We start from the raw sequence: 24,987 nt of genomic DNA, 5'->3' as shown, positions 1-24,987 counted from the left end.
AGGGAGGAGGGATAGATTAATGAAGGTAGGATCTATGGGAACGAGTTTCCGGCATAATCGATAAGATGTTTTCTCGTTTAAACGTGCGCATTTGTTTCCGAAGTAAGCAATAGGCACGAATGTAGTCATCGGTTACCTCTTTTACAATTAGCTTTCTTTGGGACAGCTCTTGGTTTTCAGCTAGATAAATCATCTCAATTGGCATGTGTTCTTCAATTGAACGGATTAACAGCCCATCCATGGTAATCACTCCTTTTGGTTTATAGGTCTATTATAACCGAACGTTAGTTCTTTATTCAATAAAAATAGAACAAACGTTTGTTTTTGCTGATAAGAGGATACTTTGTAAATGATAAAAAGAAAAAGATGTTGACATTATTATAAATTTAAATATAATTAAATTTGTACCTTAATTAAGATCCGATAGTTCAGCGGGAGAATACATCCTTGACAGGGATGGGGTCGGGGGTTCGAATCCCTCTCGGATCATAACTAGTCCTAGCACCATTCTGGTGTTAGGACTTTTTCGTGTTATTTTTTATAAGTACAAAATTAAACAGTAGTTTTTCTCATTTTCTTTGACCAATAATCAGTAGCAATCTTAATAAGATCTTTAGCTACTTTACTTAGGTAACTGCCTTTTTTGTAACTAGCGCAAACTTCCCAAACTGGTTTTTGTTTGATTGAAAAATAGGAAACGTTAGAGCTGTCTTTTGCATAAGCAATTGGAATGACAGAGCAACAGATTCCCTCAGCGACCATATGATATAAGTTATGACAGCTTCTGGTTTCTAAAAGAATATTAGGATTAACGTCTTCCTGAGCGATGAGGTTATCATAGATTTCCCGAAGAGTAGACCCTTTTTGCATAATCGCAAAAGAATCATGTTTAAAACAATCCAAGCTAATTTCAGGAAGTTTTTCACCAATTCTTCCTCCAAAACGTCCAAGTGGATGTGTTTTAGGAACTGCTAAAATAATTTCTTCGGTACAGATTAGGAGATATTGATCATTTGTTTTTTGGTAACTTTGTAAGGTTAGAAAACCAATATCAAGATTTCCTAAAGTTATTTCATGTTGTTGTTGTTTTACTCCCATTTCAAAGGGCTCTATTTTAACATTAGGATATTTTTTGTAAAAAATGGGATAGATAGACGCAAACATTTCAGGACCACGTTCTGGTGTTAATCCAATTCTTAATTGTCCTTTTTTTATCTCGATTAAATCGTTAATTTGGTTGTAGGTATCTTGTTTTATCCGTACTATATTTTTTGCATTTTCAACATAAATTTCCCCGGCTCGTGTTAATTGCCAATTCCTTCTTGAGCGGAGGAAGAGTTGTGTTCCCAGCTCCTTCTCTAGTCTTAAAAGTTGCTGGTTTAATGCAGATTGAGTGATAAAAAGTTTTTCTGCAGCTTTCGTAATATTGTTTTCTTCCGCGATTTTAATAATATATTCCAGCTGTTTTAGATCCATTTTGTCTAAATTCTCCTCATAACTCTTAATTTTATTAAGAGAAATCTAAAATTTAACACTTTTACTATATATATTAGCTAAGAGTACAATGTTTTTGAAGAAAGAACAAGAGTTGAGGAGGTACGGCAGTGGGAAACAGTTATATAAAAATCAATAAAAATGATAACGTTGCCATAACGGTTAATGCTATTCCAGCAGGTACCATTGTCATGGATGATATTCTAACAAACGAGGATATCCCCCAAGGGCATAAAATCGCCTTATGTAATATTACTGAAGGCCAGCCAATAATCCGTTATGGAGTTACTTTAGGATATGCGTTACATTCGATTAAAAAGGGAGACTGGATCAATGAATATATGTTGGAGCTTCCTGTTCCTCCATCATTGGACGAAATGAAGTATGCAACAAATTTGGTCACGGATCTGCCAGAACCTCCTATTAGGACTTTTATGGGTTACCCAAACAAAAACGGTGGATATGCTGGAACGAGAAATATATTAGGAATTGTTACAACTGTTCAATGCGTAACAGGTGTTTTAAATAATGCCGTAAAGAGAATTAAACAAGAACTTCTTCCAAAGTATCCAAATGTAGATAATGTTGTAGCGATAAACCATGCATATGGATGCGGTGTCGCGATCAATGCCCCTGAAGCAATTATCCCAATTCGGATGCTGCAAAACATGGTCAAACATCCGAATTTCGGTGGAGAGACTATGATTATCTCTTTGGGATGTGAAAAACTAACATTAGAAATGTTATTAGATGCGGAATACAACACTCCAGACAATGTCGTTACGTTTCAAAACGAAAAGGGACATGATGCGATCATGGCGGAAATAATGAAAATGGCAGAAAACAAATTAATAAAATTGAATGCAAGAGAACGTGTTGAGCTGCCCCTATCTCAGTTATGCATCGGATTACAATGTGGTGGAAGCGATGCTTTCTCAGGAGTAACGGCAAATCCTTCTGCAGGATATGCTGCGGATATACTTGTTAATGCTGGTGCGACCGTTATGTTTTCTGAAGTAACAGAGGTTCGTGATGGTGTCCATTTTATTGCTGAGCGTTGTGTAAACGAAGAGGTCGGGAAAAAATTAGCTGACGAGATGAAATGGTATGATCAGTACCTGAACAATGGTCAAGTCGACCGTTCAGCAAATCCGACTCCCGGAAATAAGAAGGGGGGGCTTTCGAATATTGTTGAAAAAGCAATGGGTTCGATTGCTAAGTCTGGTACATCTCCGATTGTAGAGGTTCTTTCACCAGGGGAAAGACCAACGAAAAAGGGAATGATTTTTGCAGCAACACCTGCCAGTGACTTTGTATGCGGTTCTTGCCAGTTATCCAGTGGAATGACGCTCCAAGTTTTTATGACAGGACGAGGAACTCCTTATGGATTAGAAACTGCACCTGTCATTAAAGTATGTTCAAGAAATGATATGAAAGATATGTGGCAAGATTTAATCGATGTGAATGCAGGGCCAATTGCAACAGGCGAAGCAACCATTCAAGAAATTGGAATTCAACTATTCAACGAGATTATCGATGTTGCCAGCGGGAGTAAACAGAGCCTTGCAGAAAAATATGAAATCTATAATGATTTTACTCTATTTAATCCTGCGCCGATAACCTGATTAAAGGATGAATACATTTTGTAAAGGGGACACATATGCTGGTCCCCTTTACAAATACAAACATCCACCCAAGCACATACCTTACATTCAGGTCCTTCATGTATAATTACTTCTAATAGAGCACCCGCCATAAGTAAAACGTGGCATAGGACTGCCAGTCGGACCAGTTTAATGAAAGTTTCATAAGTTCCTCTTTTGTTGGCTTTTTCTCTGATCTCCTCAAGAACTTAATGGCGTTATGCAATCCAACATCATCAATCGGAAAAGCGGTAGGAAACCGCAAGCATCGCATTAAGACGTAATTCGCCGTCCATGGCCCAATCCCGCGAATCTTAATCAGACTTTTTTCAGCCTCTTTAAAACTCATTGCCAATAGCTGTTCTTTAGATAGCTGCCCGCTGTCCATTAATTGGGCGATGCCAATAATATATTCGCTCTTCTTCACGGTCATCTTAATCCCAGCTAAATCAGACGGCTTTAATTTAGCAATCTGATTATAGGTAGGGAAAATCCAATATTTATGGCCATTCCATTCGAGTGACTTCCCAAATTTTTCAACAAACTGCCTTTTTAAGGTGTAAGCAAATGCTAGATTAATTTGTTGCCCCAGAACACCCCAACAGAGGGCCTCGAACAAATCGGGTACACCAATGACCCTTAATCCATAGAATTCCTGGACAGGTCTTTCAAGGAGCGGATCACCTTTGGCCTTTTCGTAAAATGGTGATAAATCCCGATCAAGGTCAAACCATTCACGAATGTACCTCGTTGTGTCTGCAAGCTCTGCTTGAGTTACTGAGATGGTATCAATGAAATCAACACTCAACTGGTTATTTTCATTTGCTTGTAGTTGGACAAGTCTGTTTGATTCCCTTGTCATAACAACTCTTGTAATGACTCCATTTTCAACTTTGAACATACATTCATTCTTGTTTCGTTCTAAATAACCAAGATTTGCATCTAAATTAAAGTCTATCGGTATATCAATAATGACCCGTGTATTACCATCTTGAAGGCAGTCATTTTCTGTTTTTTCAATGCTCAATTTTTAATCCTCCACAGTGTTTCCTATTATTATCACAAAAAATGATTTCGTTATCTTGCTGCTATATTCTAAATTAACTTAAGTTTTATTGAATTGTGGTTATATTGATATTAACAAATATAATGGAGGAGATTAACATGGTCGAAGATATTTATTCTCGTGTCCAATGCCTAGACTGGGAATCGATTCAACAGGAGCTAGATGAACAAGGTTTTGCCAAGCTCCCCCCGGTATTAACAAGTGAAGAATGTGAGTATTTCATGGAACTGTATAACAATGAAGAGTTATATAGGACAATTATTAATATGACAAGGTATCGTTTTGGCAGTGGGGAGTATAAATATTTCTCCTATCCATTACCTGATCTGATTCAAGGATTAAGAGAATCGTTTTACCCTCAACTGGCCAGGACAGCTAACCGCTGGTTAAGTTATGTAAAAAAGCCAAACCAATACCCGGCTGAGTTTACTGATTTTATAAAATTATGTCAAGAACAGGAGCAAAGCAGACCCACGCCATTGATATTAAAATATGAAAACGGCGGATTTAATTGCTTGCATCAAGACTTATACGGGGACGTATTTTTCCCCTTTCAAGTAGTATTTATTTTGAATCAAAAAGATAGAGATTTCACTGGAGGTGAATTCCTCTTAGTGGAGCAAATTCCAAGGGCACAAAGCAGGGGGCACGTCATTACGGTAGAACAGGGAGGTGCAATCATATTTCCTACTAATTTTAGACCTGTAAAAGGAAAAAAGGGTTATTATCAAAATAAACTTCGCCATGGGGTAAGTACGGTAACAAAAGGGGAGCGATATGGTTTAGGGGTCATTTTTCATGACTCGAAATAAAAATATCGTTTCAATATCTTGCTTTCTTACTAAAGAAACAGACTGTTTTGTTTTGTTTAACGTTATAATACTTTAGAGGTGGCGGATATGTGTGGGTTAAATAAAGGTTCTGATATGGATATCATCTCAGATCAAAAATGGCGGGCAATTATAGAAAACAATGCAGCATATAATCATTTATTTTTTTATGGAGTCAAGACCACAGGGATATTTTGTAAACCATCATGCAAATCACGTGTACCCAAAAAAGACAATGTAAGAATATTTCAAAGTGCTGAAGAAGCTTTAGCAGCAAACTTTCGTCCATGTAAACGCTGCAAGCCCACTCGGCAAAACCTGCCTGACCAGGAATGGATTAGTGAAATTACTAATTTTATTAATATAAATTATCATGCCAAACTAACGCTTGAAACACTAGCTGTAATGAACCATGGGAGTCCGTATCATTTACAGAGAACTTTTAAAAAAGTTAAAGGGATTACCCCTGCTGAATATATTCAACAAGTCAGAATCTCCAAGGCTAAAGAGCTTTTAATAGAGTCTGACCTAGCAATTACAGAAATAGCCAAAAAGGTGGGGATCCCTAATACGCCCTATTTTATTACTTTATTTAAAAAATTAAATGGGGAAACACCTGTACAATACCGTCTTTTAAAATGTAACCCGGAGGAATCGGAAAGTGAAATCTCAGACTAAGCCAACTATTTACTGGTCATTGTTAGATTATAAGAATTGGAAAATGTACATTGCGGCAACATCCAAGGGTCTTTGCTTTGTAGGCTCCCAGAATATGCCGTTCGAAGAATTAGCTGCGTGGGCCCAAAAACGCTTACCTGGAAGTCCTCTTGTTGAAGGGCGGGAAGAACTCAAACCATATGAGATTGAACTGGCTGAATATCTGAATGGCGAACGGAAGAGCTTCACGATTCCATTTGAATACCATGGAACTGCCTTCCAATTATCCGTGTGGAATGCATTGTGTGAGATACCGTACGGAGAAACTAAATCCTATTCAGACATAGCCAATGCCATAAACAGACCGGCAGCCGTTCGTGCCGTCGGCACAGCGATTGGCGCTAACCCCGTTTTAATAACTATTCCTTGCCATCGGGTCGTAGGGAAGAACGGTTCGTTAACAGGTTATCGCGGTGGCTTAGAGATGAAGACCTTGCTGTTGGATTTAGAACGGGAAGTAAAAACACAATAAAGAAGGAGCCAGAACAACTTTTAATGATAAGTTGTATGGCTCCTTCTTTATTGTTTTCTCCTTAAAGTAAATCGAATAATATACCCCAAGTGGCAGTGGCTTATCCGTAAATAGAGACACTCTATTCGAAAGTTAGAGTGTCTCAATCCGGTATCTTATTTACCCGCCTTTTCCATCATATCAATCATTGTTTGGGCATCATGAGTTAGGTTCATTTTTGCATTCGTTGATAAGTGGGTTTGATTCGTTTTCTTAGTTAATTCTGAAGCAAACTTTTCCATAAAAGTCATGGCAGTATCGAACGATCCTTTTTCCAAGTGAAATTGAGCCTGTTTCAAAGAGTTCTCTAATTGTGGAACGATAGGTCCTGACACCTCTCCATCTGCTTTATAATCCTCAAGTTTTTTCTCTAATACTGATATCAAACCAGGTGTCCAGTATACATGAATTGGAACATTTGCCCAGTTCATATCGCTTGCCAAATAAAAGCTTGTGTAGGACGGCTGATTATAGGCTGTATTTTGACGGGCAACTTCTGCTCTATATTGAGGGTCGTCCATTAAGGTATATAGCTTATGGTTGGTAACCTCTGTGCTGAGATAAATCCTCATGGCGGAACTATCAGCAGTTCTAACAAGAAGTTCCTCACGCCAGTCACCCAAAATATCCGCAACTAATCCAGGATTGCCCTTTGTATCATTATTAGTTCTTGTACCTTCAGCGGTAAGCACAGTACCCTTCCGCCAATCTTTAATAGTTGGAGTTACATCCCGTGCCCCGTCCACTATTTGTGTGGTCATATCTGCAGCCCACTTAATGTTCATGTTAGTTCCCGGTGCAGTATTGCTTATTTTTTGTCCATCCGCTGTCCATAATCCAACGGCCCATGTTTCTAAACCAGGATGCGATGGGTCCACATCTCCAACCATACCACGGCCAGTATCTTTACCGGTATAGCCCCCATAAATAGTTTGCCCTGTTTTAGCATCGCGGAGGGAATAACCATATGGAGCTCCTGTTGCTCCCTCATGAACCATAAAGATTTCCATTCCAGGTCTATTTGGGTCAATGTCTGTTACATGAAGGGCATCCCCATGTCCCAATCTGGCAAGGGTTCCCGGTGATGAGCTTTGTGGAGGCAAGATATCTTTTGAACTGTATAATAGGGAGCCGTCATGATCAATGGTAGCTCCTCCATAAACGATTTCTTGCTTCCCATCACCATCAACATCTGCCGCACTTAATGAGTGTGCTCCTTGGGTAGTAATCGAACCAAATTGAGGGTCTGTGCCGTCTTTTCCATGTGGACTATCATTAAATGGATTGCTCATTGGTGTCCAGCCGCTGTCGACAGCCCAATTCTCCGTTAACTTTTTTCCATCCCAGCTATATGTAACCAGATTGGTTCTGGTGTAATAGCCCCGTCCAAAAACGGCATAAGGCTTTTCGCCATCCAGGTAAGCAACGCTTGCTAAGAACCTGTCCACGCGGTTTCCAGGCTCAATTCTCGCCATGGCATAGTCTCCCCACATTAAACCATCGTCATGACGGCCAGGTTTATAGTCGATGGTATCCATTTCGGCACCTGTTTCTCCATTAAAGACTGATAAATACTCTGGGCCATTAACAATAAAGCCTTCAAAGTTTCTTAGCTTGTTATTGCTGCTTCGGCTAGGGGCATATACATCCATGAAATAATCGGTTAAGCTTTCAGCATCTTCCTTCGATAGTGGATAGCTGTATTTTTTCTCGATTCCAAAACATTCCTCCAGTGTTTTTGGCCAATGTCCATTTACTACCTCTTCCTGCTTGTCCCAGTTCATGAACATGTTTACCACATGATTATAATAATCTTCCTTGCTCATCCGATAATCATCGTTATTACTATATCCAGCGTCTATGTCTTTTTTCGGCATTGTGATATATTTTTCCGAGGTAACGTTTCCTGCTTGGTCATATTTAATCACCTTTGTTCCTGGCGCAGTTTTGAACATCATTTCAGATTTTCCATCCCCGTCAAAATCATATACAAGAAACTGGGTATAATGGGCACCGGAACGAATATTCACTCCTAAATCCATTCGATAGAGGAGTGTGCCGTCAAACTTATAGCAATCAATAAACGTATTACCGGTGTAGCCTACTTGTGACACATCCTTGGCATTGGAAGGATACCATTTGACAAAAAATTCGTATTTTCCGTCTCCGTCAACATCGCCAACACTCATATCATTTGCCGAATAAGTGTAGGTTTCACCTGCTGGAGTTACTCCATCTGCTGGTTTTTTTAAGGCTAAATCAAAGTACGATTTTCCCCATGCTGTGACAGAAGCACTCTGGTCCAATTCTTTACCGTCCAAAACGGAACTCACATAGTACTTGGAGTCGGTACTGCCATCTTTATCTAAGAAGTTGGTACTGTCCGTAACGGTAGCGATCTTTTTACCGTCGCGATAGACATTAAAATCTACACCAGTTAAACCAGTTTCAGAAGATCCTTTTGCTTCATTTGCCAGCAGGCGCCAGCTTAAAAAGACCCCTTCTGATGTAGAGGCGGCTACTAAGCCTCTGTCAAGGTACTCTAACTGGACACCTTTTCCCTGGAACTTGTTTGAAGGTTGGTTGTTTTGGACTCCGCTGGCCGTGGCAATTGAAACACTTGTTAGTAGCAGGGGTAATGCGATTGTGGTTGATAAAAGCTTTTTAGTGATTGAACGTTTCTTCAAATTTTTATCCTCCTAAAATTTCATTTTGAAAGGCGGGAAAATATGGTTGCGCTTACAAATTGGTAAATAAACCACCTCTCCCTCATTAGAGATCAAGACAAAGTAAATTCAAGGATGAGAAAAATCTTCTTCATTATATTTTAATTTTTCTGATTATTTAATTTAAAATTCCGTTAATTTTAGTGAAAATACAGTGTGCTCTAAGTCGCTAAAGAACAATTTGTACCTATTATCACAGTACAAAAGGACCGATTTTCTGCTGTTTCAAAAAGGTGCTAACGAGGCAAAAAAGTACAATTAAGTATTTGGCAGGTGCAAAAATGTCTAATGGTAAGCAGGTCTAGGTTATGTTATTTATTAAAAGACCGACAGTAAGCTAGTGGAAGTGAGAGGGGGTGCATTCTTGACGATAAACAAAATAAATATTTTTCTAGCGGCGGATTCGACTGTCCAATCCTATGGCCTAGACGAAAAAAATCAAGGTGGCTGGGGAGAGTTTCTCCAAGACTATCTAACAGATGATGTTCAGGTAATCAATCATGCCATCGGTGGAAGAAGCTCTAAAACCTTTGTAGAGGAAGGCCGATTACATAAAATCGTAGAGGAAATGAAGGAAGGCGACTATTTGTTAATCCAAATGGGGCATAATGACGCCACGGCAAACAAACCTGAACGCTATACCGATCCTTCAACTACTTATAAAGACTATTTAAAGATGTATGTGGAGGGTGCTAGGAAATGCCAGGCAGAACCGATATTCATTACACCTGTTGCCAGGCTGCATTGTGAAAAGAACCAGTTTATTAATGATTTCCCAGAATACTGCCAAGCGATGAAAGAAATAGCCAAAGAAGAAAACGTCGTTTTAATTGATTTAATGGAAAAAAGTTTAGCTGCTTTTGAAACCATAGGTTATGAAGAAGTTTTTACTTTTTTTATGGCATCTGTCAATGAAACGGATTTCACCCATTTTACAAAAAAAGGGGCCAAACAAATGGCTAAGCTTGTTGCGGAAGGCATGGGTGCGGCAAAGCTGCCTATTTCAAAGTTTGTAAATTTGCTTGAAAATCAAGCTTAAGAAAACACTGTTTTTTAATAAAAGAAAACGGAATTTTAAATTTATTTAAAAAAAGGGTTTCCATATAATAAAAATGAATGCTTAACACTAAGATTTCATTTATTCACACGCTCTTGCCATAATATTAGTGGAGGTAATCAAATTGCACAGAAATGAAATTGAAAAGAAAATTGAATTACTGATTGATAACCTAGTTAACCTAAATGATCCAGACGGGAAGTATGCGATTCCGCTTGCCGATGGCAGAAAAATTGATAATAAGAGCTTTAACTATTGGGAATGGACAGCAGGTGTTGGCCTGTACGGGATGATGAAGTATTATAAACTGACAAAAAATGAAAACGTATTAAATATCATCGTAAAATGGTTCGACGATCAGTTTAAAGAACCGCCGGTCGAAAAGAATGTTAACACAATGGTGCAAATGCTAACACTCGCCTATTTGTATGAAGAAACCAACAATCCTACTTATCTTCCATACTTAGAAACTTGGGGCGATTGGCTCTATCATGATATGCCAAGAACGAAGGATGGCGGAATCCAGCATGTCGTGTTTGGATCTGAGAATTATCAACAATTATGGGATGACACCTTAATGATGAGTGTTTTACCGTTAACCAAAATCGGTTTATTACTGAACAAGCCCGAGTATATTGAAGAAGCAAAAAAGCAATTCTTGGTACATATTAAATATCTGTTCGATAAGAAAACGGGATTATGGTTCCACGGTTGGACATTTGAAGGAAATCACAACTTTGCTGAAGCGCTATGGGGCCGCGGCAATTCCTGGATAACGATTGCGATTCCAGAGTTTTTAGATTTAGTAGATTTACCGGATAATGATCCTGTCCGTCAAATCCTAATTGACACGCTTAACAGACAAATTGAAGCGCTTGAAACATACCAAAATGAAAGCGGTTTATGGCATACGGTGCTAAACGATCCAACCTCATATGTAGAGGCATCATGTACAGCTGGCTTTGCTTTCGGGACCTTAAAGGCCGTACGGAAGCGTTATACCGATAAAAAGTATTTAAATATGGGACTAAAAGCGATTCAGGCTGTGGTTGAGAATATCGACGAAAAAGGTGAATTACAGCATGTCTCGGCAGGAACAGCAATGGGAGAGACGCAAGAATTTTACAAGGAAATCCCTGTTACAGGCATGCCTTATGGACAATCTATGGCTATTCTTGCTTTAGTAGAATACTTGTATTACAGAATTTAAGTGTAAGGGATCTTGTGTTTTTGGTTGCTAAAAAGGCCAAAGAAGCAGGGGAAATCATCCGCTAGAGGCTAGATTAAAATAGAAACAAAGAAAAGGAGAATGAAGAATGGAAACTCGTTATGCACACCATCCGGAGGATATGAAGAAATATAATACGGAGGAGCTAAGAAGAGAATTTTTAGTAGAAACACTCTTCGAAGCGGACCAAGTCCATCTAACTTATACCCATGTGGACCGAATGATTTTCGGAGGCGTTACACCGGCAGAAAAGGAATTGACCATTAAGCTTGATAAAGAGCTAGGGGTAAGTTATTTCTTAGAGCGCCGTGAGATGGGGATTATCAATATTGGCGGAGACGGCCTAGTCATTCTTGACGGTGAAGAATATGATATGCAGCGCTATGACGGCTTATATGTAGGGAAAGGGACCAAAGAGGTTTTATTTAGATCCAATGATCCTAAAAATCCAGCTAAGTTTTATATCAATTCCACTCCTGCACACCATAAATATCCTACAGTAAAAATTGATATTAATGAAATTAAACCGCTTGAAGCAGGCAGCCCTGGAACCCTAAATGAACGAAAAATCCACCAATATATTCATCCGAATGTGTGTGAGTCCTGCCAGCTTCAAATGGGTTTAACAATGTTATCACCTGGAAGCGTGTGGAATACCATGCCATGTCATACACATGAACGCCGTATGGAAGTTTATTTATATTTTGATATGGAACCGGAAACTCGTGTCTTCCACTTCATGGGTAAACCGGAAGAAACAAGACATTTGGTTATGAAAAACGAACAAGCGGCCATCTCCCCAAGCTGGTCCATTCATACAGGAACTGCTACCAGCAATTACACCTTCATTTGGGGGATGTGCGGCGAAAACATCACGTATGATGACATGGATCATGTCAAAATGGAAAACTTAAGGTAGTGCTTCCAAGGATAGATTAACACTGGGATAAGATGTTTTTTTAAAAATTGAATGTAGGTGATGGAGATGAACATTGGCATACGAGCACATGATCTGGAAAGTCGTCCCCTAGAACAGTTAGTAGAAGAAATAGCAGGGAAAGGGCTCACATCTGTTCAATTAGCCTTAGGTAAATCCTTTGATTATATGAAGCTTGAACCAGGGACATTAAGTCCTGGTTTGGCCCATCATATTGGAACAGCGTTCGCGCGAAAAAATGTTCAAATAGCAGTATTAGGCTGTTATTTCAACATGATTCATCCCGACAAGAAAGAACGGAGAAAAGGTATCGAGCGTTTTAAAGAGCATATCCGCTTTGCAAGGGATTTTGGCTGCAGTATCGTGGGGACCGAAACGGGTAACGTCAATCCAGAAATTGTTTATACAGTTGAAAATTTTAAGGAAGAGCCGTTTCTGGAAGTGGTTGAAAGTGTTCGGGAACTAGTGCAGGAAGCGGAGAAATTTGGAGTCATTGTTGGGATTGAAGCCGGTGTGAACCATCCGATTTATTCTCCAAAAGTGATGAAACGGCTTTTGGACATGGTCAATTCCAATAATCTTCAAGTAATTCTTGATCCTGTCAATCTATTAACGATTGATACCTATCAAGATCAGGACAAAATTATCCAAGAAGCATTTGAATTGCTTGGTGACAGAATTGTTATCCTCCATGCCAAAGATTTTGTTGTAGAGGATAACCAATTGAAGACAGTGGCAGTTGGCCAGGGACTATTAAATTATGATGTTGTCTTGAAACAGACTAAACAGAAAAAGCCGTATCTCAATATTTTAATGGAAGAAACGAAAGAACCTTTTATTAATGATAGTCTCTTGTTCTTAAAAAATAAGTACGACCAAGCCTAAAAGACTTTAAGGAGGAAGTAACATGAAATCTTTATTTTCATTAGAAGGGAAAGTCGCCCTTATCACTGGTGCAAGCCGGGGACTTGGCCAAGGAATGGCCATTGGTCTAGCCGAAGCGGGGGCAGCCGTCATTGGTGCAGGCATGAGCGATATGGCAGCAACGCGTGAGCAGATTGAAGCAATCGGCGGAACTTTTCATGACCTAAAAATTGATTTGTCCAAGCAAGGGGCGCCAAGTGAGCTTGTTGTTGAAGCTTTATCCGTTGCCGGACAAATTGATATTTTAGTAAACAATGCCGGTATCATTCGCCGGGCACAGGCTGAGAATTTCTCAGATGAGGATTGGTATGAAGTCATTAACGTCAATCAACATGCCGTTTTCCAATTATGCCGTGAAGTGGGCAAACATATGATTGAAAAAGGCTCCGGGAAAATCATTAATATTGCCTCCATGTTATCTTTCCAAGGTGGATTACGTGTACCTGCCTATACAGCAAGCAAACATGCGGTGGCAGGTTTGACTAAGTCATTTGCAAATGAGTGGGCAGGAAAAGGCGTAAATGTCAATGCGATAGCACCTGGTTATATGGTAACGGATAATACCGCTCCAATCCGTGGAGATGAAAACCGAAATGCCTCCATTACCTCAAGGATCCCACAAGGACGTTGGGGGACCCCAGAAGATTTAAAAGGAGCGGTCATTTTCCTTGCTTCTGATGCCTCTAATTATGTTAACGGTCACATCTTACCGGTAGACGGCGGCTGGTTAAGCTCCTAATTGAAAATTAAATCGTCATACCCATTATAATTTTGCTTTCAACAGAATTACAATGGGATTTTTTATAAGTAAATAAGAATAAGCAAAACATAGCATGGGGCAATGGAGGTAACGAAAATGAATAGAATCGTAGTTTGCGGTCTAAGCAATCGTGCACTTGGGATGTTTATTCAGCCAGTTATAACACAATTTTCACAGCAAAATGAAATTGTCGGGTTACTCGATCCAGATGAGCGTAGAATTGAAATAGCAAAGGAAAGTTTTCCGTCCCTAAGTTCGATTCCTGCTTATCGTCCAAACCAATTTCAACAGATGATTAAAGAGACCAATGCAGATACAGTTGTGGTGACGAGCCGGGATGACACTCATATCGATTATATTTTACAAGGTTTAGAGAATGATTTAACGGTTATCACGGAAAAACCGATGGTGACTAATGCCAACGATGCAACAAGGGTGATGGAGGCGGAGGCTAGGAGTAATGGAAAAGTCATTGTAGCCTTTAATTATCGCTATAATCCCTTCCATCGAAAAATAAAAGAGATGATTCTAGAAGGCAAGATTGGCAGAGTTACTTCTGTTGATTTGAACTGGTATATTGACACTTATCACGGGGCTAGTTACTTCAAGCGATGGAATCGCGATCGAAATCGTTCAGGCGGATTATCGATTCATAAATCTACCCATCATTTCGATTTGGTCAATTGGTGGATTGATCAAAAACCGGAGCAGGTCTTTGCCTATGGTGCCTTAAATTATTATGGCAAGGATGGGGAATTAAATCCAAGTCCAACCGATCATCGCTATTGCAGTACTTGTCAGGAAAAACCAAATTGCCAATATTATATGCGCTGGTCGAACCGCCGCAATAACGTGGCAGTAAAAGATGATCATATCAAATCCGAAGGTATTGAAAAGTCGGCACAAAACTATACGAATTATCGTCCGGATTCTTGTATTTTCGATTATGAAATTGAAATTGAAGATACGTATGCGGTGACAGTTAAGTATGATAGAGGCGCTTTTTTAAGCTACTCCGTTAATTTTTCCCTTCCATATGAAGGTTATCGCCTAGCTATAAATGGGACAAAAGGGAGAATTGAAACAACGGAATTTCATGAACCAAGCAGGATTCCTTTTCCATTCCCGGAACAGACGATTGAATATTATCCGCTATTTGGTTCAAAAGAAATCATTCATGTCTTGCTAAATGAAGGGGGACATGGCGGCGGTGACCCATTGCTTCAGGAAGATCTCTTCATGGGAGTTGACCCAAGCCGTCCTTATCAAATTTTAGCAGGTGCCGAAGCGGGGGCCTATTCCATTGCAGTCGGTGAAGGGGTTTGGCGGTCAAGTAAGGAAAATCGTCCATTTAGTATAAATGAATTATTAAAGCAGACGAGTGATTCTTCGCAATTAGTCTAGTGAACTAATGAGGGCTCTAAAGCGATTATTTAATTTTCGCTGATAAAAGATAAAAATCGCTGATATAATTCCAAAACCGCTGATTTGCCTCGAAAAACCGCTGATAAAGTGTCATTTCACAATATTAAATTTGAAAGCTATGCCAAATATCTATTTTTATTAATTTTGGGTGGGATAAAGATGCCTCAACTTGTATTTGATGAAGAAAAAGTGAAAGAAGCCATAGAACTCGTCGTAGAGAGAACCTCAAAAATGGATTTTAGCTGGGACTGGCCGGGCGGGGTGGCCTTTTACGGGGTAGCAGAGGCTTATGAAGCAACTGGTGAGAAAAGATATCTCCAATTTATTAAGGAATGGGTCGATGAAGAATTAGAGGATGGACTACCAAAACTAACGGTGAATGCCTCCTCTATAGGTCATACTCTCCTTACATTATATAAAGCAACAGACGAGGAAAAATATTTAGAATATGCCATTCAAATGGCAGACTTCTTATTAAATGATGCGGAAAAATTTGCAGACGGTGTTTTGCAGCATACTGTGAACGGTGTCAAGAATGTCTTCCCTGAGCAGGCATGGGTCGATACGATGTTTATGGCGGGCTATTTTCTCTTACGAATTGGGCATATGCTCGATCGGAAGGAATTACATTGATTTCGGCTTAAAACAATATCATGGTCATGAGCAGTTTCTCCAGGATGACTTGACCAACCTATACTATCATGGCTGGGACAACATCGCTCAAAACCATATGTCAGGAATCTTTTGGGCGCGCGGAAACAGCTGGGCAGCCTACACGATGGCTAGAGCATTGGAGCTTGTGAAGGTGCAGCATCCATCCTTTATGATTATAGAAGGGTCACTCCGTGATCAGCTAAGTGCATTGGTTCGCTTGCAAGATGAATCCGGACTTTGGCATACGATTGTGACAGATCCTGAATCATATTTAGAAACATCAGGTTCAGCAGGAATTGCAGCAGCGTTACTAACAAGAGGGAAACTGTATAACAAATATGTTCAAAAATCAGTTGATGCGATCATGAAGCAAGTCAAAGAGGACGGATCCATCATGAATGTTTCAGCCGGAACCGCAGTCATGGATGACGCAGAAGGGTATAAAGGGGTTCCATATAAAAGAGTGCAGGGCTGGGGTCAAGGCCTAGTTCTTGCCTTTTTATCCTTATTATTAAAACGCACAAAAAAAGATTAGAGTAAACAGATCTACCTGCGGAGGGGCTTTCCTTCCACAGGTATTTTTATAATCCAAAATTAGGGGAGCCTTATGTTCAATCATTCGTATGTTCTAATAAATGAAAGTACAGTTATTTTTCCTCCAGAAAACATTACAACTCCAGCTCAATATGCTCTCGACATGATTGTAAGGGATCATAAAAAGGTTTTTGGAAAGCCGCCTAAATTAACATCCTCACTTGATGGAGCACCTGATCTCATCATTCGATATGTCTCGAAGGAGGATGATAGTCCGGAGTGGCCGGAGGGGTATTGTTTCCGGTTCAAACTTCAAAATGGGAAACCAGTCGTGCACATCATTGGGAACGATGATCTCGGGATTATCTATGGTCTTCTCCATTATAGTAAGGATTATTTGGGAATTGATCCTTTTTGGTTTTGGGCTGACTTACCAATTCAACAAAAGAAGGAAATCAAGATCCCCGTTAAAAATTTTAATTCGCAAAAATCCAAAGTTAAATATCGTGGCTGGTTCGTGAATGATGAAGTTTGTTTAATAGGTTGGAAGGAGGAGTACCCACCTACAAAAGAAGTATGGTATCCCGTGTTTGAAGCTCTATTACGCTGTGGGGGTAATATGGTAATTCCGGGAACTGATCTTCAAAAACATGGTATTCATACCGATTTAGCGGCAGAAATGGGGCTATGGATTACCCACCACCATGCAGAACCTTTGGGAGCTGAAATGTTTTTACGGGCCTATCCTGGCCAAAAACCAAACTATCAAGAAAATCCAGAACTCTTTGAGAATCTTTGGAAAGAAGCGATAGAAAAACAAAAAAATCAAAAAATCATTTGGGTCCTCTCCTTCCGCGGACAAGGAGATGCACCCTTTTGGCAGTATGCCCCAGAATTTGACACACCAGAAAAACGAGGTGACATGATTTCAAAGGTTGTTGAAAGGCAATTTGAATTGATTAAGCAATCTGTCGAACAGCCGGTTTGTTCAATGGCCTTATATGGTGAAATTGCAGAGTTGTATAAAGAGGGGCATATCAAAGTGTCAGAGGGTGTCATCTACATTTGGGCTGATAATGGATACGGGAAAATGGTGTCACGCAGACAAGGCAATGAAAACCTTAGGATTCCTTCCTTGCCGACTGCGGATGATCCAGGTGAACATGGAATTTACTATCATATTACGTTTCATGACTTGCAGGCCTCCAATCATCTAACAATGTTCCCCTCACCACCAGAAATGATCATCGGGGAAGTGGAGAAAGCTTTTGAAGCAGGAGCTGATTCGTATCTTTATTGAACAGCGGAAATATTCGGCCCCATCTCTATCCGTTAGATTTAGTAAGTGAATTATGGAGCAAAGGAACTGTCAATCAAGAAAAACACCTAAAGGGTTTTATAAAACGTTTGTATCAAACGGGCAATAAACAAATCGAACAGCTTTATCAAAGCTACTTCAACCAATCTATCCGATATGGTGTACATGAAAATGATAGAGTCGGAGAGGAATTTTACCATCATCCTGCCAGGAAAATCATCGGTCACTGGCTTCAGGGAAAAGCCGATACCTCTTTATCCAACCTTTTTTGGGCAACAGGTGAAATTCCCTTTGATGAGCAGGTTCTTTGGTTTAAGAACAAATGCGAAGAGGGGCTGAAGGGCTGGGAGGGATTAGTAGACCAATGCGAAAACTTGAATGCTGAACTTAGTGAAGTTGATCAGCAGCGATTTTTTGACCAGTTTACATTGCACGTTGACCTACACGTTTCCGGATGTAAAGGTTTTATAGCCCTATGTAATGGATATTTCCATTTTAAAAAACAAGAATACGCGCTTGCATTTGTTCGTGTGTCACAATCGTTACGCTATTATCACGATAGTATTCACGCATTAAAACGGGCGGAACACGGAAAATGGGAAAATTTTTATCGTGCAGATTGGTTAACCAATGTAAAAAGTACCCTTTATTCACTCGATGCTTTACGCAAATTTATTAGAATGCAAGGAGACAGTCCTGATTTCTTCTTATGGTATAAAGAGTATTTGATGCCAGAAACAGAGAAATATATTTATTTGGAAAATACTCATCGAAATCCTTTATCCGATGATGAGCTTTCTAATAGACTAGAAGAATTGTTTATTGAGAGACAAGTCTTATGATTGACTTTATTTATAATTAGAAATTAACAAAAAAGTACAAAGAAACAAGAAAGTCCAAGTTTTAAAACGGGTCCTAAACGCTGCTAATCAAAAAAATGGAATTGATGGGCTAATCCTATTCCATTACCCTTATGGTGTCCAACGATTAAACAATTCAGGAGGATTAAATGGATGTCAGAAAATAGTAATAATCAATCAGTACATTTACGTCAAATGGAGAGCCTAAATCGTGGTTTAATCGCAGTCAAAGTAAAGAATGGTGTTTATGTGGGGTGGCGTTTGTTTGGAACAGACCCAGAAGATATTTCCTTTCATATATACCGTGATGGGATAAGAGTGAACCCTTCCCCCGTTACTTCAAGTGCAAATTACTTGGACCCAACCGGTGAAAGCAGTGCAATCTATACTGTTTGTCCGGTAATTAATGGTGTGGAACAGCCGCCTTCAGAGCAAGCAGAGGTGTGGGATACAAATTATTTGACCATTCCACTAAATAAACCCAGAGGAGGTATCTCCCCGGATGGTGTCTCCTATACGTACAATGCAAATGACGCAAGTGTGGGGGATGTAGACGGAGATGGGGAATATGAAATCATCTTAAAATGGGACCCAACGAACTCTCATGACAACGCCCATAAGGGGTATACAGGAAACGTTTACTTAGATGCTTATAAATTAAATGGTTCCCATTTATGGAGGATAGATTTAGGGAAAAACATTCGTGCCGGAGCACATTATACGCAATTTCTCGTCTATGACCTCGATGGTGATGGGAAAGCGGAAATCGCCTGTAAAACAGCTGATGGAACGATAGACGGTACAGGAAACGTAATTGGAGATGCTGACGTCGATTATCGGAATAAAGATGGTTTCATTCTTGAAGGCCCAGAGTACTTAACTATATTTGAGGGAACCACAGGTAAAGAGCTAGTAACAACAGATTATGACCCGCCAAGAGGAAGAGGTTCAGATTGGGGTGATGAAGAAGGGAACCGTGTCGACCGGTTTCTTGCCTGCATTGCCTATCTTGATGGGCAAAGACCTAGTTTAGTGATGTGCCGTGGCTATTACACCAGAGCCGTTTTAGTCGCTTATAATTGGCGCGGCGGTGAACTGACGAAAATATGGAAGTTTGATAGTCTTGAACCTGGCAATGAGGGTTATTCCAGTCAAGGAAACCATAGTGTAAGCGTTGCTGACGTGGATGATGATGGGAAAGATGAAATCATCTATGGCTCCTGTGTCATTGACCATGACGGAACAGGACTCTATACCACTGGTTTAGGACATGGAGATGCCATCCACGTCGGGAACTTCATCCCTAGCAGGCCAGGTTTAGAAATCTTCCAAGTGCATGAGACTCCACAAGAAAATGGCACAGAAATTCATGATGCGAGGACGGGAGAGATTCTTTGGGGAATTCCATCAGTTGAGGATGTTGGCAGAGGAATGGCTGCCGATATTGATCCAAGGTACGAGGGAGTCGAGGTTTGGTCGTCGACTCATTGGAAGACCGGTGGTGCAGGACTATATAGCAGCTCAGGGGAAAAGATATCGGATGTGAACCCTCAGTCTTTTAATTTTGCGATCTGGTGGGATGGAGATTTGTTAAGGGAACTTCTCGACCATGATTATGATATCGAGACTGGAATTGGAGTAGGGAAAATTGATAAATGGGACTATGAAAATGGCAGGCTAGTCAATTTACTAACCGCGGATGGAACTAGATCAAATAACGGAACAAAGGGGAATCCTTGTTTACAGGCCGATATTCTCGGGGACTGGCGCGAGGAAGTCATTTGGCGGACTGATGATAGTACAGCACTTAGAATCTATACAACAACTGATATAACAGATCATCGGATTTACACACTTATGCACGACCCCAATTATCGATTAGCCATTGCCTGGCAAAATGTGGCCTATAATCAGCCGCCCCATCCTGGGTTCTTTCTCGGACACAATATGGCAAATCCGCCGGTACCAAATATCTATGAAGTAAAACCTATACAAAAATCAAAGGTGAAAAAGTAAATAGGAGGGGTTCAAAATGGGTTCAAAGAGGCCAGTCCAAATTTTTTTAGCAGGAGATTCAACAGTAGCCAACTGCCCGCCTCATGAAGCACCCATGGCGGGATGGGGGCAGGTCCTTCAATCCTTTTTCACGGACGAGGTAAAAGTCCATAATCATGCAAAAGGTGGAGCCAGTACAAACAGTTTTATTGAAGAAGGACGGTTAGTAACGATCCTGGAATCAATTCAACCGGGAGATTATTTGTTCATTCAATTCGGACATAATGATCAAAAACCATATGGGACAGAAGCCTTTACAACGTATCAGTCATACCTGACAGAATATATTAAAGGTGCTAGGGAAAAAGGAGCTACCCCAATCTTAATTACATCCGTAAATCGCAGACAGTTTGATGAAAAGGATCATTTAATCCACTCACTAGGGGACTATCCTCAATCAATGATTCAGTTAGCTGAAAGGCTGGAGGTAAAGCTAATCGATTTACTAGCAAAGACAAGAAAGCTATATGAATCATTAGGCGTAGAAGGTTCCAAGCAATTATTTACATGGTTTGAACCCAATGTATCTCCTAATTATCCAGAAGGGATTCAGGATAACACTCATTTTTGTGAACACGGAGCAAGGGAGGTCGCAAAATTAGTCATCGAAGGAATACAGGAATTACAATTACCCATCACTGATTTTATTAAAAGAATAGATTGATAGATTCATTAAGCCTAAATATAAATACTGAGGTGAAGTCAATTGGGCAAAAAGCTATATCACGGGGCAGCTTATTATCCTGAGCTATGGGATGAAAATGTAATGAATGAAGACATTGAAATCATGAAACAAACGGGGATTAATGTAGTAAGAATGGGTGAATTTGCTTGGTCCAGCATGGAGCCGAACGAAGACCAGTTTGATTTATCTTTTTTTATGAATGTAATTACTAAGCTCTATGAAAATGGGATTGAGACTGTAATGTGTACGCCTACTCCAACACCGCCAATCTGGTTCACTGACGGACACCCGGAAAGGATGTATGTCGAGCGGGATGGAAGAGTAATGGGACATGGCTCAAGACAGCATGCCTGCACCAATCATTCCTATTTCCGCGAAAGAGCTGCGCTGATTACGGAACATATTGCCCAAGCAGTGGGAAGTCTCCCAGGCGTGATTGGCTGGCAGATTGATAATGAATTTAAATGCCATGTTAGTGAATGTATGTGCTCTTCATGTAAAGAATTATGGCATCAGTGGTTAGAAGAACGTTATGGGACAATCGAGCAACTAAATGAAGCATGGGGTACGCAAATTTGGAGTGAATATTACCACAGCTTTGAACAAGTACCGCAGCCAGGCCATGCACCATTTTTACACAACTCATCGCTGAGTACCATGTATCAATTATTTTCTATGGAAAAAATTGCGGAGTTCTGCGATGAGCAAGCAGCGATTATTAGAAAATATTCAGGCGCACCGATTACCCATAATAGTTCAGTTATGTTTAGTGTAGATAATGAGAGACTCTTTAAAAATCTAGACTTTGCTTCTTTTGATACTTATGCAACGATTGATAATTTCCCTGCTTATCTCATTAACAGCGATTTGTGGCGGAACTTCAAGAAAGGCAAAGACTTTTGGGTAATGGAAACCAGTACTTCCTATGCAGCATCGCTCGAAAGCTATGCAAGCCCGCATCCCAATGGATACTTAAAAGCCGAGGCAGCTGCAGCATATGCTCTAGGGGCGGAGGGATTTTCATACTGGTTGTGGAGACAGCAGCGTGCAGGCTGCGAACAGCCGCATGGTTCTGTCATTAGTGCATGGGGAAAACCAACAGTCGGCTATGCGAATGTGCTGGAAGTAGAGAAGATGAGAAAAGAAATCGAACCGATTATCCTAGCGACAAGACCGAGTCAAGCAGAATTGGCCATCACCTATTCTGACCAGGCTAAGGCTTTTCTGAAAACGGAATCACACCGGGGGTTAAATCACCGCGCTTTAGTAACAGATTTTTATGAAAAAATATTATCAATGGGGATACACCGCGACCTTATTCCTGAAGGGGCAAGCCTTGAGGGATATAAAGTAGTATTAACACCGTTTATCCCTTACGTGTCATCAGATTTCCTAGCTCGTGCGAAACAATTTGTTGAAAGTGGCGGAGTCTGGATCGCAGGTCCTTTAACGGGAGGAAGGACTGAGTCACATACGGTCCATACGGATCGGGCTTTGGGGGAACTTGAGAATACCGCTGGTGTGGAGGTTTTATTTACTTACCCTATGGATAACAGCGGAACCATCGGCCGTGCCTTCGATGTATCTGCACCGCTTGGAATGTGGAGTTCAGTATTCGAATTCGACCAAGAAAAGTCTGTCGGCATGATTGAAGAGGGACTTTCTGCAGGTAAATCCTTTATTACTGAGCATCGTCTTGGGGCAGGAAAAATTGTCATGCTTGGTTCCATGCCTCAAGGGGCGGAAGGAGCCCTAATGTTTCAGAAACTCGTGGATCATTATTCACAAGAAGTGAATTTATCACTTAGAACAGATGTAACAAAAGGAACCATTGTCGCTCCGAGACAAGGTGAAGGATATTCTGTTTGGTTTGTGATCAACATGGACGGAAAGGGTGGAAGCGTTACCTTGCCAATGGAAGGAATCGATTTACAGACGAATCTCAAAGTTAGCCCGGGAAAACTTGAAATCGGCAAATTTGAAAATAGAGTGATTCGTATTAATGATAAGGGGTGTGTGTGAAATGATTCGAAAAGCAACAGTCATGAAGGTGTTTGAAGGATTTCACGAAGAATACAAGAAACGCCATGATGAAATATGGCCTGAACTTGCACAAGAATTAAAAAACCACGGAGCTCATCATTACTCGATTTTTCTTGATGAAAAAACGAATAATCTGTTTGCCTATGTTGAAATCGAAAGTGAAGAAAAATGGAATGCCATGGCTCAGACCGAAGTTTGCCAGAAATGGTGGGCCCATATGAAAGATATTATGGAAACAAACCCTGATAATAGTCCGGTAGCAATTGAATTAAAGCAGGTATTTTATTTAGATTAATAGAAACGAGGAATGGAACATGGTGAAGGGAACTAAATGGCCATCTGAAATGAAGGAATTTCGAGATCCAATTACGGGGGCGGCTATAACTCAATTAACAGATTATTTGGCTCATAGTTATCATCTTTATTTTACTAATGATGGATGGTATGATAACGGTTCCAAAATTTTGATTTGTTCGGACCGTGGAAATGCCACTAACTTATTTAGTCTGGATCTGCAAAACGGAGAATTAACACAATTAACAGATCTTGATAAAAACGTTTCAAAGGGAATACAAGGAACCTATATTAACCCTATCAAAAATGAAGCATACTTTACCTATGGTAAAACTATTATTGCGCTCAATCTAGATTCATATGAAGAAAGCGCGATCTTTACTTCGCCACAAGGATATAACTTTAGTAATCTAAGCTGCACAGCTGATGGCAAGCACCTATGTTTTGGTCTCTCTCAAGACTTGTCCAAAACCATTAACAGTAATTTATCAGGCGGGTATGTAGGGTTTGAAGAAACCGAAGCAGCAAGACCGCATTGTCAAATATGTTTACTATCATTTGAGACTGGTGAAACAAAGGTAATTCATGAAGAAAAACGTTGGATTGGCCATGTGAATGCCTCACCCACACAGCCGCATCTTATCACTTTTTGCCATGAAGGTCCATGGGAAAAAGTCGATCATCGTATTTGGGTCATGAATATAAATAATGGTGAAGTTTGGAAAATAAGAGAAGGGGAACCAAACCAGTATGCGGGACATGAGTACTGGCATGCGGATGGTCTGCATATTGGCTATCATGGTTTTACCGAGTCATTGGACCGTAAAGACGGAAAATTCCTTGGGTACGCCAAATATGATAATTCAGTATGCGAAGAATTTGAATTTCCCTATCAAAATATGCACATCCATTCCAATGATTCCACCTACATTGTAGGAGATGGTCAGCAATCAAGCGCTTACCATGGTGAAAGGTTTCAGGATTGTATTTTCTTATGGAAAAAAACAAATGAGGGAATGGAAGGGCCGCGGATTCTATGTAAACATCGTGGGAGTTTTCAAATTCAGCAAGTTCATGTCCATCCCCGGTATACTCCCGATGGGACAAAGATTTTGTATACAAGTGATCGTACTGGATACGGGAATATCTATCTAGTGGACGTTCCTGATTTTGAAAACCTCCCTAAGCTAATAGAAGGACAATTGATAAAAAATTAATAAAACTTG

General features: G+C 40.2%; 21 protein-coding genes, 1 tRNA gene and 1 pseudogene. 19 read left to right on the top strand and 4 right to left on the bottom strand.

Annotated features, from left to right (window positions below):
* Positions 1–16 precede the first annotated feature (16 nt).
* Positions 17–241 (bottom strand): hypothetical protein, encoded by a 225-nt coding sequence (locus ACZ9EE_RS09605; protein WP_476026527.1) that lies wholly within the window; start codon positions 239–241, stop codon positions 17–19.
* A gap of 176 nt (positions 242–417) precedes the next feature.
* Between ACZ9EE_RS09605 and ACZ9EE_RS09600 the strand changes: the two genes are divergently transcribed.
* Positions 418–489, top strand: a tRNA-Val gene (locus ACZ9EE_RS09600).
* A gap of 63 nt (positions 490–552) precedes the next feature.
* Here the strand turns inward: ACZ9EE_RS09600 and ACZ9EE_RS09595 are convergent.
* Complete coding sequence (locus tag ACZ9EE_RS09595) at positions 553–1,476, bottom strand: LysR family transcriptional regulator (protein WP_476026525.1); 924 nt, start codon at positions 1,474–1,476, stop codon at positions 553–555.
* Positions 1,477–1,604: 128 nt separating this feature from the next.
* Between ACZ9EE_RS09595 and garD the strand changes: the two genes are divergently transcribed.
* Positions 1,605–3,119: a galactarate dehydratase gene (gene garD / locus ACZ9EE_RS09590; protein ID WP_476026523.1), complete on the top strand. Its 1,515-nt coding sequence runs from the start codon at positions 1,605–1,607 to the stop codon at positions 3,117–3,119.
* Positions 3,120–3,231: 112 nt separating this feature from the next.
* On the opposite strand, the gene ACZ9EE_RS09585 is transcribed toward garD, so the two are convergent.
* Complete coding sequence (locus ACZ9EE_RS09585; RefSeq protein ID WP_476026521.1) at positions 3,232–4,164, bottom strand: DNA-3-methyladenine glycosylase 2; 933 nt, start codon at positions 4,162–4,164, stop codon at positions 3,232–3,234.
* Between the two features lie 137 nt (positions 4,165–4,301).
* Between ACZ9EE_RS09585 and ACZ9EE_RS09580 the strand changes: the two genes are divergently transcribed.
* The 3 genes from ACZ9EE_RS09580 (at position 4,302) to ACZ9EE_RS09570 (ending at position 6,222) form a co-directional block, all read left to right on the top strand.
* On the top strand, positions 4,302–5,015 hold the full coding sequence (locus ACZ9EE_RS09580) for a 2OG-Fe(II) oxygenase (protein ID WP_476026519.1): 714 nt from the start codon (positions 4,302–4,304) through the stop codon (positions 5,013–5,015).
* 87 nt (positions 5,016–5,102) lie between these two features.
* Positions 5,103–5,711, top strand: a complete 609-nt coding sequence (locus tag ACZ9EE_RS09575; protein WP_476026517.1) for a bifunctional transcriptional activator/DNA repair enzyme AdaA — start codon at positions 5,103–5,105, stop codon at positions 5,709–5,711.
* Positions 5,695–6,222, top strand: coding sequence for a methylated-DNA--[protein]-cysteine S-methyltransferase (locus ACZ9EE_RS09570; protein ID WP_476026515.1), 528 nt, complete (start codon positions 5,695–5,697; stop codon positions 6,220–6,222). The genes ACZ9EE_RS09575 and ACZ9EE_RS09570 overlap by 17 nt, the downstream gene beginning before the upstream one ends.
* Positions 6,223–6,377: 155 nt before the next feature.
* Here ACZ9EE_RS09570 and ACZ9EE_RS09565 read toward each other — a convergent pair whose 3' ends face one another.
* Positions 6,378–8,948 (bottom strand): rhamnogalacturonan lyase, encoded by a 2,571-nt coding sequence (locus ACZ9EE_RS09565; RefSeq protein WP_476026513.1) that lies wholly within the window; start codon positions 8,946–8,948, stop codon positions 6,378–6,380.
* A gap of 403 nt (positions 8,949–9,351) precedes the next feature.
* Here ACZ9EE_RS09565 and ACZ9EE_RS09560 point away from each other — a divergent pair, with 403 nt between their 5' ends.
* The 14 genes and pseudogenes from ACZ9EE_RS09560 (at position 9,352) to ACZ9EE_RS09495 (ending at position 24,978) form a co-directional block, all read left to right on the top strand.
* Entirely contained in the window at positions 9,352–10,026 is a 675-nt protein-coding gene (locus tag ACZ9EE_RS09560; RefSeq protein WP_476026512.1) for a rhamnogalacturonan acetylesterase, read from the top strand.
* Between the two features lie 142 nt (positions 10,027–10,168).
* Positions 10,169–11,254, top strand: a complete 1,086-nt coding sequence (gene bglB / locus ACZ9EE_RS09555; RefSeq protein ID WP_476026510.1) for a beta-galactosidase BglB — start codon at positions 10,169–10,171, stop codon at positions 11,252–11,254.
* A 106-nt stretch (positions 11,255–11,360) separates the two neighbouring features.
* Complete coding sequence (gene kduI, locus ACZ9EE_RS09550; protein ID WP_476026508.1) at positions 11,361–12,191, top strand: 5-dehydro-4-deoxy-D-glucuronate isomerase; 831 nt, start codon at positions 11,361–11,363, stop codon at positions 12,189–12,191.
* A gap of 60 nt (positions 12,192–12,251) precedes the next feature.
* The gene (locus ACZ9EE_RS09545; protein WP_476026506.1) at positions 12,252–13,094 is read left to right on the top strand and encodes a sugar phosphate isomerase/epimerase family protein; all 843 of its coding nucleotides are present in this window, start codon (positions 12,252–12,254) and stop codon (positions 13,092–13,094) included.
* Positions 13,095–13,116: 22 nt separating this feature from the next.
* A complete protein-coding gene (gene kduD, locus ACZ9EE_RS09540; RefSeq protein ID WP_476026504.1) occupies positions 13,117–13,872 on the top strand; it encodes a 2-dehydro-3-deoxy-D-gluconate 5-dehydrogenase KduD in 756 nt (251 codons plus the stop codon).
* A gap of 117 nt (positions 13,873–13,989) precedes the next feature.
* A complete protein-coding gene (locus tag ACZ9EE_RS09535; protein ID WP_476026503.1) occupies positions 13,990–15,297 on the top strand; it encodes a Gfo/Idh/MocA family protein in 1,308 nt (435 codons plus the stop codon).
* Positions 15,298–15,477: 180 nt separating this feature from the next.
* Positions 15,478–16,507 (top strand): annotated as a pseudogene (locus ACZ9EE_RS09530) (glycoside hydrolase family 88/105 protein).
* Positions 16,508–16,579: 72 nt separating this feature from the next.
* On the top strand, positions 16,580–17,806 hold the full coding sequence (locus tag ACZ9EE_RS09525; protein ID WP_476026501.1) for a glycosyl hydrolase 115 family protein: 1,227 nt from the start codon (positions 16,580–16,582) through the stop codon (positions 17,804–17,806).
* Positions 17,803–18,666, top strand: coding sequence for a hypothetical protein (locus tag ACZ9EE_RS09520; protein WP_476026499.1), 864 nt, complete (start codon positions 17,803–17,805; stop codon positions 18,664–18,666). The genes ACZ9EE_RS09525 and ACZ9EE_RS09520 overlap by 4 nt, the downstream gene beginning before the upstream one ends.
* A gap of 171 nt (positions 18,667–18,837) precedes the next feature.
* Positions 18,838–20,700, top strand: coding sequence for a rhamnogalacturonan lyase (locus ACZ9EE_RS09515; protein ID WP_476026497.1), 1,863 nt, complete (start codon positions 18,838–18,840; stop codon positions 20,698–20,700).
* Positions 20,701–20,716: 16 nt separating this feature from the next.
* Positions 20,717–21,403, top strand: coding sequence for a rhamnogalacturonan acetylesterase (locus ACZ9EE_RS09510; RefSeq protein WP_476026495.1), 687 nt, complete (start codon positions 20,717–20,719; stop codon positions 21,401–21,403).
* A 42-nt stretch (positions 21,404–21,445) separates the two neighbouring features.
* Positions 21,446–23,446 (top strand): beta-galactosidase, encoded by a 2,001-nt coding sequence (locus ACZ9EE_RS09505; RefSeq protein ID WP_476026493.1) that lies wholly within the window; start codon positions 21,446–21,448, stop codon positions 23,444–23,446.
* Between the two features lies 1 nt (position 23,447).
* Entirely contained in the window at positions 23,448–23,762 is a 315-nt protein-coding gene (rhaM, locus tag ACZ9EE_RS09500; RefSeq protein WP_476026491.1) for an L-rhamnose mutarotase, read from the top strand.
* Between the two features lie 19 nt (positions 23,763–23,781).
* Positions 23,782–24,978, top strand: a complete 1,197-nt coding sequence (locus ACZ9EE_RS09495) for an oligogalacturonate lyase family protein (RefSeq protein ID WP_476026489.1) — start codon at positions 23,782–23,784, stop codon at positions 24,976–24,978.
* Positions 24,979–24,987: the final 9 nt, after the last annotated feature.

Source organism: Bacillus sp. URHA0034 (assembly GCF_056280405.1).
This window is presented reverse-complemented; position numbering and strand designations above follow the sequence as displayed.

Excerpts from the sequence above, each read along its gene's own strand:
- ACZ9EE_RS09605 (WP_476026527.1), bottom strand. The coding sequence starts at position 241 with ATGGATGGGCTGTTAATCCGTTCAATTGAAGAACACATGCCAATTGAG.
- ACZ9EE_RS09595 (WP_476026525.1), bottom strand. The coding sequence starts at position 1,476 with ATGGATCTAAAACAGCTGGAATATATTATTAAAATCGCGGAAGAAAAC.
- ACZ9EE_RS09580 (WP_476026519.1), top strand. The coding sequence starts at position 4,302 with ATGGTCGAAGATATTTATTCTCGTGTCCAATGCCTAGACTGGGAATCG.
- ACZ9EE_RS09575 (WP_476026517.1), top strand. The coding sequence starts at position 5,103 with ATGTGTGGGTTAAATAAAGGTTCTGATATGGATATCATCTCAGATCAA.
- kduI (WP_476026508.1), top strand. The coding sequence starts at position 11,361 with ATGGAAACTCGTTATGCACACCATCCGGAGGATATGAAGAAATATAAT.
- ACZ9EE_RS09545 (WP_476026506.1), top strand. The coding sequence starts at position 12,252 with ATGGAGATGAACATTGGCATACGAGCACATGATCTGGAAAGTCGTCCC.
- kduD (WP_476026504.1), top strand. The coding sequence starts at position 13,117 with ATGAAATCTTTATTTTCATTAGAAGGGAAAGTCGCCCTTATCACTGGT.
- ACZ9EE_RS09535 (WP_476026503.1), top strand. The coding sequence starts at position 13,990 with ATGAATAGAATCGTAGTTTGCGGTCTAAGCAATCGTGCACTTGGGATG.
- ACZ9EE_RS09525 (WP_476026501.1), top strand. The coding sequence starts at position 16,580 with ATGTTCAATCATTCGTATGTTCTAATAAATGAAAGTACAGTTATTTTT.
- ACZ9EE_RS09515 (WP_476026497.1), top strand. The coding sequence starts at position 18,838 with ATGTCAGAAAATAGTAATAATCAATCAGTACATTTACGTCAAATGGAG.
- ACZ9EE_RS09510 (WP_476026495.1), top strand. The coding sequence starts at position 20,717 with ATGGGTTCAAAGAGGCCAGTCCAAATTTTTTTAGCAGGAGATTCAACA.
- rhaM (WP_476026491.1), top strand. The coding sequence starts at position 23,448 with ATGATTCGAAAAGCAACAGTCATGAAGGTGTTTGAAGGATTTCACGAA.
- ACZ9EE_RS09495 (WP_476026489.1), top strand. The coding sequence starts at position 23,782 with ATGGTGAAGGGAACTAAATGGCCATCTGAAATGAAGGAATTTCGAGAT.